Origin of the sequence: Stenomitos frigidus ULC18, assembly GCF_003003795.1 — a bacterium.
Classification (GTDB): domain Bacteria; phylum Cyanobacteriota; class Cyanobacteriia; order Leptolyngbyales; family Leptolyngbyaceae; genus Stenomitos; species Stenomitos frigidus_A.
Window position 1 is genome coordinate 80,983 of record NZ_PVWK01000117.1, and the last position, 15,530, is coordinate 96,512.

21 protein-coding genes are annotated in these 15,530 nt (G+C 51.6%); 11 read left to right on the forward strand and 10 right to left on the reverse strand.

Going from position 1 to position 15,530, the window contains the following annotated elements; all coding sequences use genetic code 11:
• Positions 1-77 precede the first annotated feature (77 nt).
• From C7B82_RS21285 to C7B82_RS34765, 3 genes are all read left to right on the forward strand, one after another.
• Positions 78-626 (forward strand): caspase family protein, encoded by a 549-nt coding sequence (locus C7B82_RS21285; RefSeq protein ID WP_106258395.1) that lies wholly within the window; start codon positions 78-80, stop codon positions 624-626.
• Positions 627-638: 12 nt separating this feature from the next.
• Positions 639-1,610, forward strand: a complete 972-nt coding sequence (locus C7B82_RS21290) for a tetratricopeptide repeat protein (protein WP_106258397.1) — start codon at positions 639-641, stop codon at positions 1,608-1,610.
• A 69-nt stretch (positions 1,611-1,679) separates the two neighbouring features.
• Positions 1,680-1,913, forward strand: a complete 234-nt coding sequence (locus tag C7B82_RS34765; RefSeq protein ID WP_106258399.1) for a tetratricopeptide repeat protein — start codon at positions 1,680-1,682, stop codon at positions 1,911-1,913.
• 27 nt (positions 1,914-1,940) lie between these two features.
• On the opposite strand, the gene C7B82_RS32585 is transcribed toward C7B82_RS34765, so the two are convergent.
• From C7B82_RS32585 to C7B82_RS21305, 3 genes are read right to left on the reverse strand one after another with little or no spacing between them, the layout of a single operon-like run.
• Positions 1,941-2,327: a hypothetical protein gene (locus C7B82_RS32585; protein WP_181357600.1), complete on the reverse strand. Its 387-nt coding sequence runs from the start codon at positions 2,325-2,327 to the stop codon at positions 1,941-1,943.
• On the reverse strand, positions 2,324-2,503 hold the full coding sequence (locus tag C7B82_RS32590) for a hypothetical protein (RefSeq protein ID WP_181357601.1): 180 nt from the start codon (positions 2,501-2,503) through the stop codon (positions 2,324-2,326). Before C7B82_RS32590 ends, C7B82_RS32585 begins: the two co-directional genes overlap by 4 nt.
• A gap of 59 nt (positions 2,504-2,562) precedes the next feature.
• Positions 2,563-3,798 carry an LL-diaminopimelate aminotransferase gene (locus tag C7B82_RS21305; protein ID WP_106258400.1) on the reverse strand — a complete coding sequence of 412 codons (1,236 nt, stop codon included), beginning with the start codon at positions 3,796-3,798 and terminating at the stop codon, positions 2,563-2,565.
• A 182-nt stretch (positions 3,799-3,980) separates the two neighbouring features.
• Between C7B82_RS21305 and C7B82_RS21310 the strand changes: the two genes are divergently transcribed.
• From C7B82_RS21310 to C7B82_RS21320, 3 genes are read left to right on the forward strand one after another with little or no spacing between them, the layout of a single operon-like run.
• Positions 3,981-4,856, forward strand: a complete 876-nt coding sequence (locus tag C7B82_RS21310) for a hypothetical protein (RefSeq protein WP_106258402.1) — start codon at positions 3,981-3,983, stop codon at positions 4,854-4,856.
• 24 nt (positions 4,857-4,880) lie between these two features.
• The gene (gene recG / locus C7B82_RS21315; RefSeq protein ID WP_106258404.1) at positions 4,881-7,442 is read left to right on the forward strand and encodes an ATP-dependent DNA helicase RecG; all 2,562 of its coding nucleotides are present in this window, start codon (positions 4,881-4,883) and stop codon (positions 7,440-7,442) included.
• A gap of 40 nt (positions 7,443-7,482) precedes the next feature.
• Complete coding sequence (locus tag C7B82_RS21320) at positions 7,483-7,881, forward strand: DUF2281 domain-containing protein (protein WP_106258405.1); 399 nt, start codon at positions 7,483-7,485, stop codon at positions 7,879-7,881.
• An 82-nt stretch (positions 7,882-7,963) separates the two neighbouring features.
• Here the strand turns inward: C7B82_RS21320 and C7B82_RS34375 are convergent, their stop codons facing one another.
• Both C7B82_RS34375 and C7B82_RS34380 read right to left on the reverse strand, forming a co-directional pair.
• Complete coding sequence (locus C7B82_RS34375) at positions 7,964-8,098, reverse strand: hypothetical protein (protein WP_281259028.1); 135 nt, start codon at positions 8,096-8,098, stop codon at positions 7,964-7,966.
• Positions 8,099-8,305: 207 nt separating this feature from the next.
• Positions 8,306-8,437, reverse strand: a complete 132-nt coding sequence (locus C7B82_RS34380; RefSeq protein WP_281259030.1) for a hypothetical protein — start codon at positions 8,435-8,437, stop codon at positions 8,306-8,308.
• Positions 8,438-8,456: 19 nt separating this feature from the next.
• Between C7B82_RS34380 and C7B82_RS21325 the strand changes: the two genes are divergently transcribed.
• Positions 8,457-11,171: a tetratricopeptide repeat protein gene (locus C7B82_RS21325; protein ID WP_106258407.1), complete on the forward strand. Its 2,715-nt coding sequence runs from the start codon at positions 8,457-8,459 to the stop codon at positions 11,169-11,171.
• Between the two features lie 59 nt (positions 11,172-11,230).
• On the opposite strand, the gene C7B82_RS21330 is transcribed toward C7B82_RS21325, so the two are convergent.
• The 3 genes from C7B82_RS21330 to C7B82_RS31625 are packed head-to-tail and all read right to left on the reverse strand — an operon-like array spanning position 11,231 to position 12,102.
• The gene (locus C7B82_RS21330; RefSeq protein ID WP_106258408.1) at positions 11,231-11,665 is read right to left on the reverse strand and encodes a type II toxin-antitoxin system VapC family toxin; all 435 of its coding nucleotides are present in this window, start codon (positions 11,663-11,665) and stop codon (positions 11,231-11,233) included.
• A gap of 18 nt (positions 11,666-11,683) precedes the next feature.
• Entirely contained in the window at positions 11,684-11,899 is a 216-nt protein-coding gene (locus C7B82_RS21335) for a hypothetical protein (RefSeq protein WP_106258410.1), read from the reverse strand.
• 17 nt (positions 11,900-11,916) lie between these two features.
• Entirely contained in the window at positions 11,917-12,102 is a 186-nt protein-coding gene (locus tag C7B82_RS31625; protein ID WP_146141234.1) for a hypothetical protein, read from the reverse strand.
• Positions 12,103-12,122: 20 nt separating this feature from the next.
• Between C7B82_RS31625 and C7B82_RS21340 the strand changes: the two genes are divergently transcribed.
• From C7B82_RS21340 to C7B82_RS21355, 4 genes are all read left to right on the forward strand, one after another.
• Positions 12,123-12,335: a hypothetical protein gene (locus C7B82_RS21340; RefSeq protein WP_106258411.1), complete on the forward strand. Its 213-nt coding sequence runs from the start codon at positions 12,123-12,125 to the stop codon at positions 12,333-12,335.
• Entirely contained in the window at positions 12,316-12,636 is a 321-nt protein-coding gene (locus tag C7B82_RS21345; protein ID WP_106258413.1) for a type II toxin-antitoxin system RelE family toxin, read from the forward strand. Before C7B82_RS21340 ends, C7B82_RS21345 begins: the two co-directional genes overlap by 20 nt.
• Positions 12,637-12,838: 202 nt before the next feature.
• Positions 12,839-13,057: a hypothetical protein gene (locus C7B82_RS21350; protein ID WP_106258415.1), complete on the forward strand. Its 219-nt coding sequence runs from the start codon at positions 12,839-12,841 to the stop codon at positions 13,055-13,057.
• 3 nt (positions 13,058-13,060) lie between these two features.
• Entirely contained in the window at positions 13,061-13,396 is a 336-nt protein-coding gene (locus tag C7B82_RS21355) for a type II toxin-antitoxin system PemK/MazF family toxin (protein WP_106258416.1), read from the forward strand.
• A gap of 416 nt (positions 13,397-13,812) precedes the next feature.
• On the opposite strand, the gene C7B82_RS21360 is transcribed toward C7B82_RS21355, so the two are convergent.
• A complete protein-coding gene (locus C7B82_RS21360) occupies positions 13,813-14,121 on the reverse strand; it encodes an RNA recognition motif domain-containing protein (RefSeq protein WP_106258418.1) in 309 nt (102 codons plus the stop codon).
• A 402-nt stretch (positions 14,122-14,523) separates the two neighbouring features.
• Positions 14,524-14,730, reverse strand: a complete 207-nt coding sequence (locus C7B82_RS21365) for a hypothetical protein (RefSeq protein ID WP_106258419.1) — start codon at positions 14,728-14,730, stop codon at positions 14,524-14,526.
• Positions 14,731-15,530: the final 800 nt, after the last annotated feature.

Here is a 15,530-nt window from a genome sequence, read left to right on the forward strand (position 1 = left end):
GGTCATAGTTCGCGCAACCTGGCGTTTTCCTCCTGTTAAACTATGTACAGCTTGTCACGACTGTATAGGAGGCTAGCTTGGCAAAGATTGCACTGCTGATTGGCGTTAGCGACTACCAGTCTGGGTTTAACTCACTCCCCGGAACGCAGACCGACATCCGGGAAATGCAGCGCGTGTTGCAGCATCCGCAGATGGGCGGGTTCGACGAGGTGGATTTGCTGCCGAACCCTGACAAGAGTGGCATGGAACTGGCGATCGAAAAGCTATTGGCAGACCGTCAGCGGGATGACCTGGTGCTGCTCTACTTTTCAGGACATGGCTTTAAGGATGACGATGGCTCTCTCTATTTCGTCACGCGCACCACGGAGCAGCGATCGCCGCACCAGATTTATCAATCAACTGCCGTGCCTGCCAGCGTGCTGCAAAACTGGATGAGTCGCAGCCCTTGCAAACGGCAAGTGCTGGTGCTGGACTGTTGCTTTAGCGGTGCCTTTGCCGAGGGGATGAAGGCCAAATCGATTAACCAACCTGTGGAGATTGCTGCCTTTGGCGGGGAAGGTCGTGCCGTGCTGACCTCTTCTACCGCTACGCAAGTCTCGTTTGAACAACAGGAAGCAGCGGTTTAGACACGCTATCTTGTGGAAGGCATTGAGACAGGGGCAGCAGATACGGACAATAACGGCGTGATTACCATTGACGAACTGCATGACTATGCCAAGCGCAAAGTGCAGGAAGCGGCACCCGCGATGAAGCCAGAAAGCTTTGCCGTAAAGGAAGGGTACACGATCATGCGGGCGAGAGCACCGCTGGGCGACCCGAAGCTGGAGTACCGCAAGGAAGTGGAGCAGTTGGCACAGCAACGGAATGGTCAGCTCTCTAGCATTGTCCTCCAAGGGCTAGATGAAAAACAAAAGACATTAGGGCTGTCACCGGAAGAGGCAAAGGTGATTCAGAGTGAGGTCTTGCGACCTTATCGAGAACTTGAGGAGAAACTGCGACGGTACGAGCAAGAGCTTGCTGAAGCGCTACAGAAAGAATCATCGCTTAGTGAAAAAACGCGTGAGGACTTGAAGTATTTCCAGAAGGTTTTAGGACTTCAAGATGAAAACGTTGCTTCGATCGAAGCTCGACTCCCCAAGGCTCAGCAGCCCCGACCGCGATGGCCCAAGCTTGCACCAGCCGCAAAAACAGAGATACCCTCTGCTACAACCAGATCGCCTGAGCCAGTTCAACTATTACAAGCTCCAACGTCCAATGCTGCCCCAGCCCGTAGAAATAACAAGCCTCTAATTTGGGTAGGAGGCAGTGTTGCAGTCGTTTCAGCAATTGGTATTTCTCTTTCCTCGCTGCATTCTCTTCAACCTAAACCGTCAGTTAGCCCATCTGATAGTCCTGCGACTACTCCTACCAGTCAAATGTCAGCAGAGGACTTCTTTGAGCGAGCACTGGGTAAGATCAAAAACGGTGATAATAAGGGTGCCATTGACGACAACACTCAAGCAATCAAGCTTAAACCACAATATTCCGTTGCCTACTACAACCAGGGGATTGCCCGCGCTGCCTTAGGCGACCAGCAGGCCGCCATCCAGGATTACAACCAGGCAATTTAAGTAAACAACAATTGGGGAGGTTTTAGCTCTGGCTATTATGGTCTTCCCACTGCCTACAACAACCGGGGGATTGCCCGCGCTGCCTTAGGCGACCAGCAGGCCGCCATCCAGGATTTCAACCAGGCGATCAAGCTCAAACCCGACTATGCTCATGCCTATTACAGCCGGGGGAGTGCCCGTAAAGCCTTGGGCGACAAGCAGGCCGCCATCGAGGATTATCAGAAAGCTGCTGATCTCTATCAACAGCAGGGAAACACGGAGTGGCATCAGAATGCGTTGAATCAGATCAAGACGCTGCAATAGTGACGATGTGATGATGGTGATGGGTTCTCAGAGGAAGCATCGTAGGTCATACTTGAACCTCAAGCAGGCAACGGTGAACTCTAACCATTCAATGATGAACCTCAGAGTCTCGTCATTGAACCTCAAAGACTCATTGATGAGTGTCCAAGACTCGTTCGCGAGTATCAAAGACTCAACGACGAAGCTTAAAGACTCAGCAGCGAGTATCAAACACTCGTTTATGAGTATCAAAGACTCAACGACGAGGTTCAAAGACTCATTCACGAGTATCGGAAACTCATTGACGAGGTTCAAAGACTCACCGACGAGGTTCAGAGTGTCATTCACGAGTCTCAGAACCTCAACGACGAACCTCAGAGCCTCGTGTGTGAAGCTTAGACGCTCAACGATGAGCCTCAGAACCTCGATGCTCACGACTGACCCGTGGTTTGCCAGAAACCGGGTTTCTTGACGCGGGTCGTTTGAGACCCCAGATTGCAGCCAGAAACCCGGTTTCTCTGCCCGCCGATCGCCACAGCACGATCGACCATCCTCACCGCGATCGTAATTTCATTGGATAAGAGACAGAGGTTACCCCTGTAGGGACGCAAGCCTTACGTCCCGTTATGAGGCAGGTAATAACTGAGTTTGTTGTTTCCTGGCAAGTGCCTTACTGCTTAAACGCTGCCGTAATCCGCTTCATGGCTTCTTCCACATTGTCGCGGCTGTTGAACGCTGAAATGCGGAAGTAACCTTCACCCGCTGCACCAAAGCCAGAACCCGGTGTGCCGACGACATTACAGGTTTGCAGCAGCTTATCGAAGAAATCCCAGCTAGAGAGCCCATTGGGAGTCTGTACCCAAACATAGGGCGCATTCACACCGCCATACACCGCCAATCCAGCAGCCGTCAGTTGTTCACGAATCATGCGGGCATTTTCCATATAGAAACTGACCAGCGCTTTGATTTGCGCCTGTCCTTCTGGTGCGTAAACGGCTTCAGCACCCTTCTGCACGATGTATGAAACGCCGTTGAACTTGGTGGACTGACGCCGATTCCATAGCTTCCAGAGTTCCACATCGGCACCATCGGCAGCTTTGGCAGTAAGCGTTTTGGGGACAACGGTTAACGCGCAACGAGTGCCTGTGAAGCCTGCATTTTTGGAGAACGATCGAAACTCGATCGCACACTCCCGCGCACCCTCAATTTCATAAATCGAATGGGGAATCGCTGGATCGGTAATGAACGCTTCGTAGGCAGCATCAAAGAAGATGATAGAGCCGTGCGATCGGGCGTAATCCACCCAGGCTTGCAGATGCTCTTTGCTAGCAGTCGCGCCTGTGGGATTGTTGGGGAAACAGAGGTAGATTAAATCAACTTTTTCAGTCGGAATCTGGGCCGTGAAGTGGTTATCGGCAGTAATCGGCAGATATACCAAGCCACCGTATTCGCCTTTCTCGTTGGCATCGCCCGTATGACCTGCCATGACATTGGTATCGACATACACGGGATACACCGGATCGGTGACCGCAATGCTGTTGTTACTGCCAAAAATATCGAGAATATTGCCGCAGTCACATTTAGAGCCATCGGAGACGAAGATTTCCGACGCGTCAATGTCGCAGCCGCGTGACTGAAAATCGTGTTGCGCAATCTTCTCCCGCAGCCACGCGTAGCCTTGCTCTGGCCCATAACCCTTGAAGCTGGCGCGATCGCCCATGTCTTCTACCGCTTGAATCATGGCTGTACGGCAGGCTTCTGGCAGGGGTTCCGTTACATCCCCAATGCCCAGCCGGATCACCTTCGCATCAGGGTTCGCTTCCGCAAAAGCGGTCACTCGTCGCCCAATTTCAGGGAACAGATAGCCCGCTTTGAGTTTGAGATAGTTGTCGTTAATAGTTGCCATGTTCGATCGCTCTGAACGCCTTAAATCTGAACGCCTTAAAACAGTAAAGCCGTCTTCAAACAGTAAAGCAGAGCGTGCTGGAAGTTCAAGCACTTGACGATCGCATCTCAATCGGGGCTGACAGATGATTCAGTGGACTCGCTATCCTGGGGTATAGTGACTTGTTTAGAGTAGGGTTGGCAATGGTCGGAGCGGTTGAGCGGATTGCGCAGGAAATTGCAGCGTTGGACAAAGAGACCAGCGCGATCGCGGACGCATTTTATAGCGCGTACTCGACCTATCTTGCGGTGCTGGGGCAAGCAGTGCGTCAGCAGTTGATTCTTGCCAGCTATCACGTTTGCACTCAGGGCTATCCAGAGGCGTTTCTCCGTTTGTCGTACAGCCAACGCCAGCAGCTACAGCAACGGTTGCGGACGCTGGCGCAGCACGTGCAAGAAGAGATTGCTGCCCAACTCCACAAACCCGTTGCAATTGCCCCTCCGATCGATCGCCTGGCTTTAGAGCCTGTGCCTGACACTGACCAGTCATCTATTTCAGCATGGTCGCCCGATGAGCCGTTGGCGATCGCTTCACCGCCACCTCAATCGCGATCGCTCACTCCCACCGATCTGGCATACTGGCGCGAAGAGCTAGAACACGCGATCGTGGCTGAGCTGAAAACAGCGTCTCATGCGGCTAATCGTCTACTGCAACAAGCGCAGATGCTGCCCCAAACGTTGCCTGAACGGATTTTGGAGGCCGCCACCAACGCTGAGATGTCGGATGCCAGAGTGGGCACTCCCAATGTGCTGAATTTGCTGGTCGCAACGGACGATGACACGGTTGAAACCGAGCCATCAGACGAAGCCGATGGGCGATCGGTGATGCCGATTATTGCCATTTGCCTGCGCCGTTCTGAAATTGAGTTTGCTGACCCCGTTGTCGCAGCAGCACGCAGTAAGCTTCGCAGTCTGTTTGCTCAACTGCAAGGACTGGGACGGGATTATCAAAAAAAGCAGCATGAACAGTCGATCGCAGAAGCACAGGCCGCATGGCGATCGAGTTGGACGGAAGAGTAGGGAATGGGTAGTAGGGAGTAGGAAATGAATCACTCAGACCAAGAGCCAGCGGCTCCCGAATCGCTAACACCCGGTTCCCCTCTCGCCTCACCCCTCTCACCTCACACTACGCCCGACTGGATTCGCCTCCAAAAAGCCCTCTCTGTCGAAGCTGATCGTGGGTTCAATGATGTGGAAGGGAAACAACACCGCTTTAGCGAATTTATTAGCCTGACGTTAAGCCAAGCACCTGTTGCGTTGCCTGCGATCGACCAACAGCGCTGGCAGGAGTTGGGGTCTAAGTTCACAACCTACGCCGAATTAACCTTCTCGCAACGACAGCACTTAGTCGCAGACACTCGACGGTTTCTGCACCAGGTACGGCAAACCTGGGAAGAGCAAGGGAAAGGAGAGAGGGGAGAGGGGAGAGGGGTTGGGGAGTCAGCCTCTACGGTGCCAGCGAAGACTCCGAAAACGACGCCACTGGTGGATGCGAGTCGTCCGGTGGCGCTTGATCAAGCGGTCACATACCTGGCGGGGATTGGGCCTAAGAATGCGGAGAAACTAGCCAAGTTAGGGCTGATCACGGTGCGAGACGTGCTTTTTTACTATCCGCGTGACCACCTTGACTATGCGCGTCAGGTCAAAATTCGCGATTTAACCGAGGGTGAAACGGTCACGCTGGTGGGCACAGTCAAGCGCTGTACCTGCTTCTCTAGCCCACGCAATACCAAGCTGACGATTTTAGAGCTAATCGTTCGTGATCACACGGGACAAATTAAGCTCGGTCGTTTTTTTGCAGGCAGTCGCTACAGCAGTCGGGGTTGGCAGGAGCAGCAAAAGCGCCAATATCCACCGGGAGCCACGATCGCGGCCTCTGGTCTGGTCAAAAAAAGCAAATTTGGAATGACGCTGGACAACCCTGAAATTGAGGTGTTGCAGCAGTCAGGAGACGCGATCGACTCCCTTACGGTCGGACGTGTGGTGCCCATTTACCCACTAACAGAAGGGGTTGGTGCCGATTTGGTCAGACGCGCGGTGATTGCCGCCCTGCCAGCGGTCAAGCAACTTCAAGAAGCGTTACCTGAGACCTTGCGGGAGCAGTATGGCTTGGTAGAGATTCAGGAGGCGATCGCGCACATTCACTTTCCGCCCGATAGCACCACGCTGGATGCGGCTCGTCGTCGTCTGGTGTTTGATGAATTCTTTTATTTGCAGTTGGGTTTGCTCAAGCGTCGTCAAACCCAGCGACAGATCCAGGCAAGCGCCGTCATTGCGCCGACTGGACAACTGATTGAACAGTTCTATGACATCCTGCCGTTTCAGATGACGAATGCCCAGCAGCGTGTCATCAACGACATTCTCAACGATTTGCAAAAGCCGTCACCGATGAATCGGCTCGTGCAGGGCGATGTGGGTTCCGGCAAAACGGTGGTGGCAGTAGTGGCACTACTGGCCGCGATTCAGTCAGGCTACCAAACGGCGATGATGGCTCCCACTGAAGTGTTGGCAGAGCAACACTATCGCAAGTTGGTTGGTTGGTTTAACCTGCTGCATCTGCCTGTAGAACTGCTCACCGGCTCGACGAAAGTTGCCAAACGGCGCATCATTCATGCCCAGCTTGAAACGGGTGAATTGCCGCTGTTAGTGGGAACCCATGCGCTGATTCAAGATACGGTGAACTTTCAACGGTTGGGACTGGTGGCAATCGACGAACAGCACCGCTTTGGTGTCCAGCAACGGGCGCGGCTCCAGCAAAAGGGCGAGCATCCCCATGTGTTAACCATGACGGCAACCCCCATTCCCCGGACGCTGGCGCTGACCCTGCATGGCGACCTCGATGTGAGCCAGATTGATGAACTGCCACCGGGACGTAAAGCCATTCAAACCACCATGCTCACGGGGAAAGAACGGATGCAGGCGTATGACCTGATTCGCCGCGAGATTGCCCAGGGACGGCAGGTGTATGTGGTGTTGCCCTTGGTGGAAGAATCGGAAAAGCTGGATCTGAAGTCGGCGATCGACGAACATCGTGAACTGCAAGAAAATGTCTTCCCCGAATTCACGGTGGGTCTGCTGCACGGTCGCATGACCTCGGCTGAGAAAGACGATGCTATCACTCGGTTTCGCGATAACGAAACGCAAATTCTCGTCTCGACCACCGTGGTAGAAGTGGGTGTGGATGTCCCCAATGCAACGGTGATGCTGATCGAGCACGCCGATCGCTTTGGACTGTCCCAACTGCACCAGCTACGAGGACGAGTCGGACGCGGTGGTTCGCAATCGTTCTGCCTGTTAATGAGTAGTTCCAAAACCGAAGCCGCACGACAACGGCTGAAAGTGCTGGAACAGTCGCAGGATGGCTTCTTTATTTCTGAAATGGATATGCGCTTTCGGGGGCCTGGTGCAGTGCTGGGCACGCGTCAATCGGGCTTACCCGACTTCGCGCTGGCAAGTTTGGTGGAAGATCAAGATGTCCTGGAACTGGCACGACAGGCAGCCGAAACGGTGATGGCAAAGGACGAAACCTTGAGCCGCTGGACACTGATGCAGCAAGAGTTAGACTACCGCTATCGTCGCCTCATGGGTGGCGCAATTTTAACGTGACGCCAACGTAATCTAGAAGAGAACGATTAGGGAGGTAGGGATGGCTCAGTTTCAACTCTTTGATTCCGTTAAGTTGACAGAGGCGATCGCGCTGTCTAACGGAGAACTTGCACCCGAAGGTACACCGGGAGCCATCGTTGAGGTACTGAAAGAGGGCGAAGCCTACCTGGTAGAACTCTTCGATGGTTGGGTAAAAAGCAATGAAAAGGGAAATTTCGTCACGGCAACCCCAGACGAACCAGGCGCGTTTGTGGAAACCTTGGGCGTAGAACTGGCTTATCCTCAACAGTTGCAGTTAGTAAAAGCGGCGCGCGACACAACAGGTGTACGAGGACAATTAACGGCTGTACTGGACGAACTTCCAGACGATTTAATTACAGAAGTCTTTAACTTTGCAGAGTTTTTGCAACAGAAGCAACAGAAGCAGGTTGGTTCTTGAAGGGGTGATTGTGGGTGGAGTCGATCGCTCCTTGAGAGAAACCAGGTTTCTGGACGCAACCTGGATACTTGACGACAGAGACTTACAAAGAAACCCGGTTTCTGTCGATGTCGCTTTCATCGTGCTTGCCTAAAGTTGGAGCGATCGCACTCAAGATGGCAATGATGCGGTTTGAAATGGGAACGATCGCGTTCCGAACTGCAACGATGTCGCTCAAAGTCGGAACGTTCTTATCTCGAACAGAAGCATTCCCACTTCAAACAAGAACGTTCTCATCTCAAATAGGAATGCTCCTGGTTTAAACAGGAACGATCGTGCTTGAGAGCAGAACGATCGTGTTTTGAACGACAGTGATGCTATTTGAACCGCGATCGTTCCCGTCTCAAGCAAGAACGATGCCGCTGGAACGCTTCGCTAGCGCGTTTTAAGCAAGAACGATCGCGCGTTTCTCTTCAACGGTTCCACTTTCTAGAGAAATTCTGGCACTCTGTGGCAGAGGCTTGGTTTTGCCTGTAGAAAAGAAAGAGGGCACGGTGTTAATCGTTGCTCTACCCATGCGATCGTAGGTTCCGATTATGACCGCTCCCGATGACGCCATCCAACGTCCTACAGCTCAGCAGCAGCGACAGTTGCAGGAACAAGCACGTCTCCAGAGCGAGTGGTCGCTGAGACAAGAAAAGTTGGGTGTGTTGCGTCAGGCATTAGCGATTGAAACCGACGCGAGCCAACAGTTTCGGTTGCAGCAGCAAATCAAAACTGAAGAAACAGCACTGGCAGCGTTGGACGCGCAACTGACCGCACTTGAGCCAGAGGCCTTGACCATCGGGACGCCACAGAACCTCCCCTACAGTGGTGTGATTGCCTTTGTGGGACGAGAGGCGGAGTTAGCGCAGATCCATCAGCAGTTGCAGCAGCGAGTGCGTCCCGCAGCGAAGCGCACGACGGTGGCAATTTCAGCCCTTTCGGGGATGGGCGGCATTGGCAAGACAGAATTGGCGTTGCAATATGCCCGCCAACACTGCCGTGAGGGTGACTATCCCGGTGGACTCTGCTGGGTGCGGGCACGGGAGGATGTAGGCACGCAAATCATTAGCTTTGTGCGATCGTGCCTGGAGTTGGTGCCGCCAGACGACCTGGAATTAGTCGAAAAGGTGCGGTGGTGCTGGGGACGGTGGCGCGAGGGAGCCGCACTGCTGATCTTTGATGATGTGCAGCAGTACGACGATATCGCACTGTTTCTGCCACCGCAGGACGCGGGCTTTAAGGTGTTACTGACCACGCGATCGCACTTTGGCTCACCCGTGCAGGATATACAACTGGATGTGTTGTCGGAGGCGAAGGCGCTGGAGCTGTTGCAAACATTGGTGGATCGCGATCGCCCAGACCTCCGAGGTTTCCAAAACCTCGGAGGTCTCGACACTGCAAAGCGACTCTGTGAGTGGTTGGGCTATTTGCCGTTGGGAGTGGAACTGGTGGGGCGGTATTTAGCCCGCAAGCCCGATCTTTCCCTCGCCGCCCTGTGGCAACGGTTGCAAGACAAACGTCTGGACGCGATCGCCTTTAAGCAAGCGGAACCAGGCATGACCGCATCATTGGGCGTTGCCGCCGCGTTTGAGTTGAGCTGGCAGGCATTGGACGCGTCGGCACAGCAAGTTGCCGCTGTGTTGAGCCTGTTTGCCCTGGTGGAAATCCCCTGGACGATGGTAGAGCAGTGTTTGCCAGCTTTCGATGCGGAAGAGTTGGAGGAGCTTCGCGATCGGCAGCTATTGGGCACCCATCTGCTGAAGCGCGTGGATCAGGGGATGTACCAACTGCATCAACTGCTGCGAGAATTTTTTGCCGCCAAGCGATCGCACCGAGCCGATGAGTCGGCATTGCAGCAGACGTTTTATCAGGTAGTGATTGCGGAGGCAGAGAGAGTTCAAGAGAAGCCGGAGCGATCGTTCATCCAGGAATCAACAGTGATGATTGCTCACTTGCAAGCGGCTATCGACCGGTTAACCCGACCAGAACAAGCGCTAAATTTGGCAACCTGTCTACATTGGATGGCAAGACTCCACTACGAACAAGGGCGCTATGGGGAAGCAGAACCTCTCTATGTGCGATCGCTCTCGATTCGGGAGCAGCAATGGGGACAAGGACATCTCGATGTAGCATCAAGTTTGAATGATTTGGCAGAATCGTATTGGTCACAAGGACGGTATGAAGAAGCCGAACCGCTGTATCTGCAATCACTGAAAATCCGACAACGACAGTTGGGAAACGACTATCCCGAAGTGGCTCAAAGCCTGAACAATTTGGCAAACTTGTACATTCTACAAGGACGATATGGGGAAGCCGAACCGTTGCATCTGCGATCACTGGAAATCCGGCAAAAGCATTTGGGGCAAGAACATCCTGATGTGGCTATCAGTCTGAACAATTTGGCAAACTTGTACCATTCTCAAGGACGATATGGAGAAGCCGAACCGCTGTATCTGCGATCACTGGAAATGCGGCAACGGCAGTTGAGTCAAGAGCATCCCGATGTAGCAGTCAGTCTGAACAACTTGGCAAACTTATACATTTTACAAGGACGATATGGGGAAGCCGAACCGTTGCATCTGCGATCACTGGAAATCCGGCAAAAGCATTTGGGGCAAGAACATCCTGATGTGGCTATCAGTCTGAACAATTTGGCAAACTTGTACCATTCTCAAGGACGATATGGAGAAGCCGAACCGCTGTATCTGCGATCACTGGAAATGCGGCAACGGCAGTTGAGTCAAGAGCATCCCGATGTAGCAGTCAGTCTGAACAACTTGGCAAACTTATACATTTTACAAGGACGATATGGGGAAGCCGAACCGTTGCATCTGCGATCACTGGAAATCCGGCAAAAGCATTTGGGGCAAGAACATCCTGAAGTGGCAGTCAGTCTAAGCAATCTAGCAAGGCTTTACCGTTCGCAAGCACGCTACAGCGATGCTGAACCGCTTTTTCTTCAATCGCTCTCCATTCTACAAAAGCAGCTTTTTACCGAACATCCCTTAGCAGCAAGGGTTCTGAGTCATCTAGCACATCTCTACGATTTACAAGGACGCTATCGTGAAGCAGAATCCCTGTACCTGCAATCCTTATCCATCTTGTCTGCTAGGTTAGAGGAAGCCCATTTCTGGAGACAGGAAGCATCCAAAAACTTTCGCGCCCTCCTCCAAAAATCCATCCAGGAGCAGCGATCGGATGAACTGTCGGATGATCCGATGACGCAGGGGGTGTTGAGGGAGTTGGAAGAGGGGGGTGGGGTGTAGGGTGTGGGGTGTCAGGGAGGGCGATCAAGCATAAAGGGAGGACGAGATCGCGCTGTCCACTAGGGAACTTTCACAAAGCCCATGCCGATCTGAAGAAAATGATCATCCTGAGTCAAAACCGAGAGAATGCCTTGCTCCTGCATCATCACCATCGACGTTAAATCGGTAAACGATATCAAAGGTTTGTCTTGAAAGCGTTTTCTCAAACCCCAAGCCTGGGCAAAATGCTGGGAGGTCACCCGATGAATCTGAAGCTGACCTAATTCTGTAGCAGCAAAAATTCCTTCGACGAACCCCGTTGCCTCTTGAAAAAGCTCACGTCCAAATAGCAAGCTAATCAATTCATCCAACACATAATCACTCGTATGCATCTGAGCCTGAGTTTGGCGCAGGTGTTGATAAATTTCTTTGACCGTTTGATGATAATTATCAGCGCGATGCCCTAAAGCCAGCCAGCCCCAAGTGTCAATAAAAATCGAAGAATCAGTCTGCATAAAGGACGGCAGCGATCGCTAGCTGTTATAGAGTTCTGCTTCTATCGCTTGAGCCGATAGCGGTTCTCCAGAAAGCATTCCTGCGATCGCCAGAAGCGGCTCTTCTGAGGCAGTCATTGTTTCAGCATTGAGGGTAGATTGTTTCATATGATCTACGAAGTGGAGTACTTCTCGAAGCTTCGGTTCCGGTAGATCGCTGAGTTGTGCCAAAATTTGCTCAATGAGTACTTCCATTTTGGATGTGCTTCTGTTTATCGTATTCTACCAAACTCCTGAAAATGCCAGAAAAAGTCATCCAGGAGCAGCGCACGGATGAACTCTCGGATGATCCGATGATGCAGGGGGTGTTGGGGGAGTTGAGAGAGGGGTGTGGGGGAGGGCGCTGTCGCTGCACTAGAGGTAGACTGAAGCTGTGTAGCGTTGAAAGTAGAAAGCACGCGCGATCGGAGATCATCTCGTGGAAGCCAATCAACTCAAACAACTGGTCAAAGACAGCCTGCGGGAAGTGCTGCGAGAAGAACGCTTGAAACTCTGTCAAGTGCTCATTCCCTACGTCAGCGATAAAGAAATGCAAGAAATCCAAACCAAATTGGGTTCACCCGCTGACTACAAAGACACAGAATTTGTCAATATGACGGACTGGGTAAAAAATGGAACTCGTCCTCAGTAAAGCCGCTGTCAAATTTTTAGAAAGACTGTCCCTCAAAGAAACCGAGAAACTCCAAGATAGACTTGCCACTCTCCTTCGATCGCTCGAAACAGAAGGGATCATCCCGTTTAATGAATTAGACATCAAGAGCTTGAAGGGAGATTGGAAAGGATTCTTCCGAATGCGCGTGGGGAAAGTTAGAGTGGTTTTCACGATCGACTCAGAAGCCGATGCATTGCAGGTCTACGACATTGACTTCAGAGGCAGTATCTATAAATCCTTGCTCCTTGGTTCAACAACGATCACGCTGCCACTCATTTGAAACACCTAGATCGCTTCAGTTTGACTCAAGCGATCTAGGTGTTTCAAAAAGCTATCCAGGAGCAGCGCGCGGATGAACTGTCGGATGATCCAATGACGCGGGGGTGTTGAGGGAGATGCAGGAGGGGGTGGGGTGTAGGAAGGGAGGGCGATCGCGCTAATCTATGCCAGTACAATGAGAATAGTTTCCAACGGCGCTAATGATGAAAGCCTACGAGTTTCCAGCGCACATTACGACTGACGGCAAACTAGAATTGCCCGATAGCGTTCTGCCGCGATCGCTCAACAACCAGACCGTCAGAGTCATTGTGCTGATTGACGAAACAGATGCTGTTGCAGAGCAACAGCAATGGCAAGCACTCACCGCCACTCAATTTTTGACAGGCTACAGCCCTGTTGATGCCATCTACGATGAGCTTTAAGGCATGGCACCGACTTATCAACCTGGGGAGGTTTTACTGCTTTCTTTTCCCTTCTCCGATGCCGTGGGTGCAAAGCGGCGTCCAGCCCTTACCCTGCTTGATGCAGAAGACGACGATATCCTAGTTGCCCGCATTACAGGACAGCTTATCCAAACTCAATTCGATGTAGAACTTCAGGAATGGCAAGCAGCCGGACTGAGAATTCCCTCTGTCGTTCGGCTCCACAAATTAGCCACCTTGGAGAAGCGATTAGTCGAGCGTTCACTGGGAACCCTCACTGCCGCAGGTTTTCAGCAAGTTCAAACAACGCTGCGCAATCTGATTGAGACCATCCGGTAATCCCGCTCTCTTTCATGGGCTAGATACAGCAGGCGATCGATCTCTCTTCGATGCGGCAACAACCACGATCGTTCAACGGTTAAAATTCGCTATTTGGATCTACAACTTCCATTTTTATGTCACGCAAGTAACGCCTTGGCGATAAGTTCTCTCAATTGAATCGTCTGTGATCTGCAATAATCTGTGGTGTTTTTGCCTCTCTGGCAACGGCACCTAAAATGAACCGATCTAATACAAACAAAATTACAGTCCACAAACAGTTTTAGTAGCAAATTCACCTGGTCAAAAAAAAGCTCAGACATTAACGTCTGAGCTTTTTTATTAAGCTTCAAGATGAGTGAGAAAATCGACTAGCGCGATCGCCACACTCTCTTAAGCAAGGCTTGAAGGCTGGAAAACTCCAGCTCTATCAAGGCTTAGTTGCGAGAAAAGCTGTTGTTACGACGACCGCCGCCGCCGCCACCAAAGGATGAACCTCTGTCTTCACGGGGCTTCGCTTTGTTCACTTTCAAATCTCTTCCCATCCACTCAGCACCGTCAAGTGCTTCAATGGCAGCTGCTTCTTCAGCATCTGTACCCATTTCAACGAAACCAAAGCCACGGGGGCGTCCAGTTTCGCGATCGGTAGGAAGTTGAACTCTTTTGACTGAACCGTATTCTGCAAAGACAGAACTCAGATCAGCTTCTGCAACGTCATATGAGAGGTTGCCTACATAAATCGACATAGATTGGCTCCAAAATCAGAAGGTCGTAGAGAGTGAGATTTCGGAGAGAAGCCTGCCAATACAAAACGTGAAAAACTCGTCAAGACTAGAAACAAATTCTGCAACCGATTACTTATTCTCACTCGTTATTATAACACTTCCTTAAGTGTTTTCCGCCGACATGGGGCGCGGCGTTGTAACGATATGTAACACAGTCATCGCTTGAAAGGGACGGCAGCAATGCTTGAGACACCCTACGACTAAGACAAACCATCATACCGCTTGGGGTCTTTCTTTTGCTTTTTCGCGCCATCAGTCTCTTTCTTCTGCTTCTTCGACTCTTTATTGCTCTTTTGTTCTTTTGCCATGGTGCCCCTCTGGTGTAGATTCCTGCTTTAACCCGCTTTGCGCAACGAAAGCGTTTTAGCTTGCTAGATCAACCAATGCATCGCGTTGAAAGCGAATCACACGCGAAAAGGAACTGCGAGAGTGCTCTGACGTTGAAACGGATAGGGTGATATTGATCTGACCCGGATCGAGCACTTGTCTCACTGTGCAGATCTGCATTTTATTATTGCAGTATGCAATGATGCGATCGCCCATCTGAATATCTAACGCTTGAATTTTCAATTAAGACTCAACTTAGTAATAGATTAGCCATGACATAACCGCACAAAAGCAAAAAGTTTTGACCCTGCGTTTTCAAGCGTAATTTCTATCAAGCATCAGAACGAGCTAACACTTTTTACTCTTTCTCGAGAGCAGAGAACAGAAATTATGATGCTCTTTCTCATTGTTATGTAAATGCCTCTTTAGCATAGCATGAATTCGGCAAAACGCTTATCAAAAACAGTGTTTTCTTGTCAAGAGGATTCATGCTCATTTTTTGCTTTGCGTCGCAATTCAAGCCGTTTTCGGCCTCTAAAGCCCCTTTTTAGGAGCGATCGCGTGGAGTACTGCTGTTCTCACCGGGTAAAGCGCTTGCCAAAAACTGAGGTGTTCACTCCGTTTTCTGCACCACTAGTGCGCCGAGCAAAGCTCGGCTTTGTCGATGGGGTGAAAGTCCCCATACTGGAAGCCCTGGCAAGGCACCAGGAACTGAGTGTTGCGCTGGTCTCGGTAACGAAGCCAGCGAAGCGTACACAAGGAGGTGATGGGCCACAATGCGAAAGCGTGAAGGGAATGAGCCTCGATATCAGAATCAATTGTGGATGCCGACGCCGTTAGTGGAGCGGAAGGCAACACCAAAGGAGCCAATAGCCATGGCTCCCAAGGATCCACCGGGGTCTGAGACCGTGGCACGTCACTATGGCAAAGTCGGGAACTCGGGAGATCCTATAGACCCCTCCAACTTGGGGGTAGGGCAGCACAACCGGCAAACCGGAAGGAAGCCTGAAGGTCTATGGGAAGTCGGATGTCCTCATAGTAGT

What these genes read in the sequence shown, in the direction of transcription:
- C7B82_RS21305 (WP_106258400.1), bottom strand. Translation starts at nt 3,798, where the DNA reads ATGGCAACTATTAACGACAACTATCTCAAACTCAAAGCGGGCTATCTG.
- C7B82_RS21310 (WP_106258402.1), top strand. Translation starts at nt 3,981, where the DNA reads ATGGTCGGAGCGGTTGAGCGGATTGCGCAGGAAATTGCAGCGTTGGAC.
- recG (WP_106258404.1), top strand. Translation starts at nt 4,881, where the DNA reads ATGAATCACTCAGACCAAGAGCCAGCGGCTCCCGAATCGCTAACACCC.
- C7B82_RS21320 (WP_106258405.1), top strand. Translation starts at nt 7,483, where the DNA reads ATGGCTCAGTTTCAACTCTTTGATTCCGTTAAGTTGACAGAGGCGATC.
- C7B82_RS34380 (WP_281259030.1), bottom strand. Translation starts at nt 8,437, where the DNA reads ATGGGTAGAGCAACGATTAACACCGTGCCCTCTTTCTTTTCTACAGGC.
- C7B82_RS21325 (WP_106258407.1), top strand. Translation starts at nt 8,457, where the DNA reads ATGACCGCTCCCGATGACGCCATCCAACGTCCTACAGCTCAGCAGCAG.
- C7B82_RS21330 (WP_106258408.1), bottom strand. Translation starts at nt 11,665, where the DNA reads ATGCAGACTGATTCTTCGATTTTTATTGACACTTGGGGCTGGCTGGCT.
- C7B82_RS21335 (WP_106258410.1), bottom strand. Translation starts at nt 11,899, where the DNA reads ATGGAAGTACTCATTGAGCAAATTTTGGCACAACTCAGCGATCTACCG.
- C7B82_RS21345 (WP_106258413.1), top strand. Translation starts at nt 12,316, where the DNA reads ATGGAACTCGTCCTCAGTAAAGCCGCTGTCAAATTTTTAGAAAGACTG.
- C7B82_RS21350 (WP_106258415.1), top strand. Translation starts at nt 12,839, where the DNA reads ATGAAAGCCTACGAGTTTCCAGCGCACATTACGACTGACGGCAAACTA.
- C7B82_RS21355 (WP_106258416.1), top strand. Translation starts at nt 13,061, where the DNA reads ATGGCACCGACTTATCAACCTGGGGAGGTTTTACTGCTTTCTTTTCCC.
- C7B82_RS21360 (WP_106258418.1), bottom strand. Translation starts at nt 14,121, where the DNA reads ATGTCGATTTATGTAGGCAACCTCTCATATGACGTTGCAGAAGCTGAT.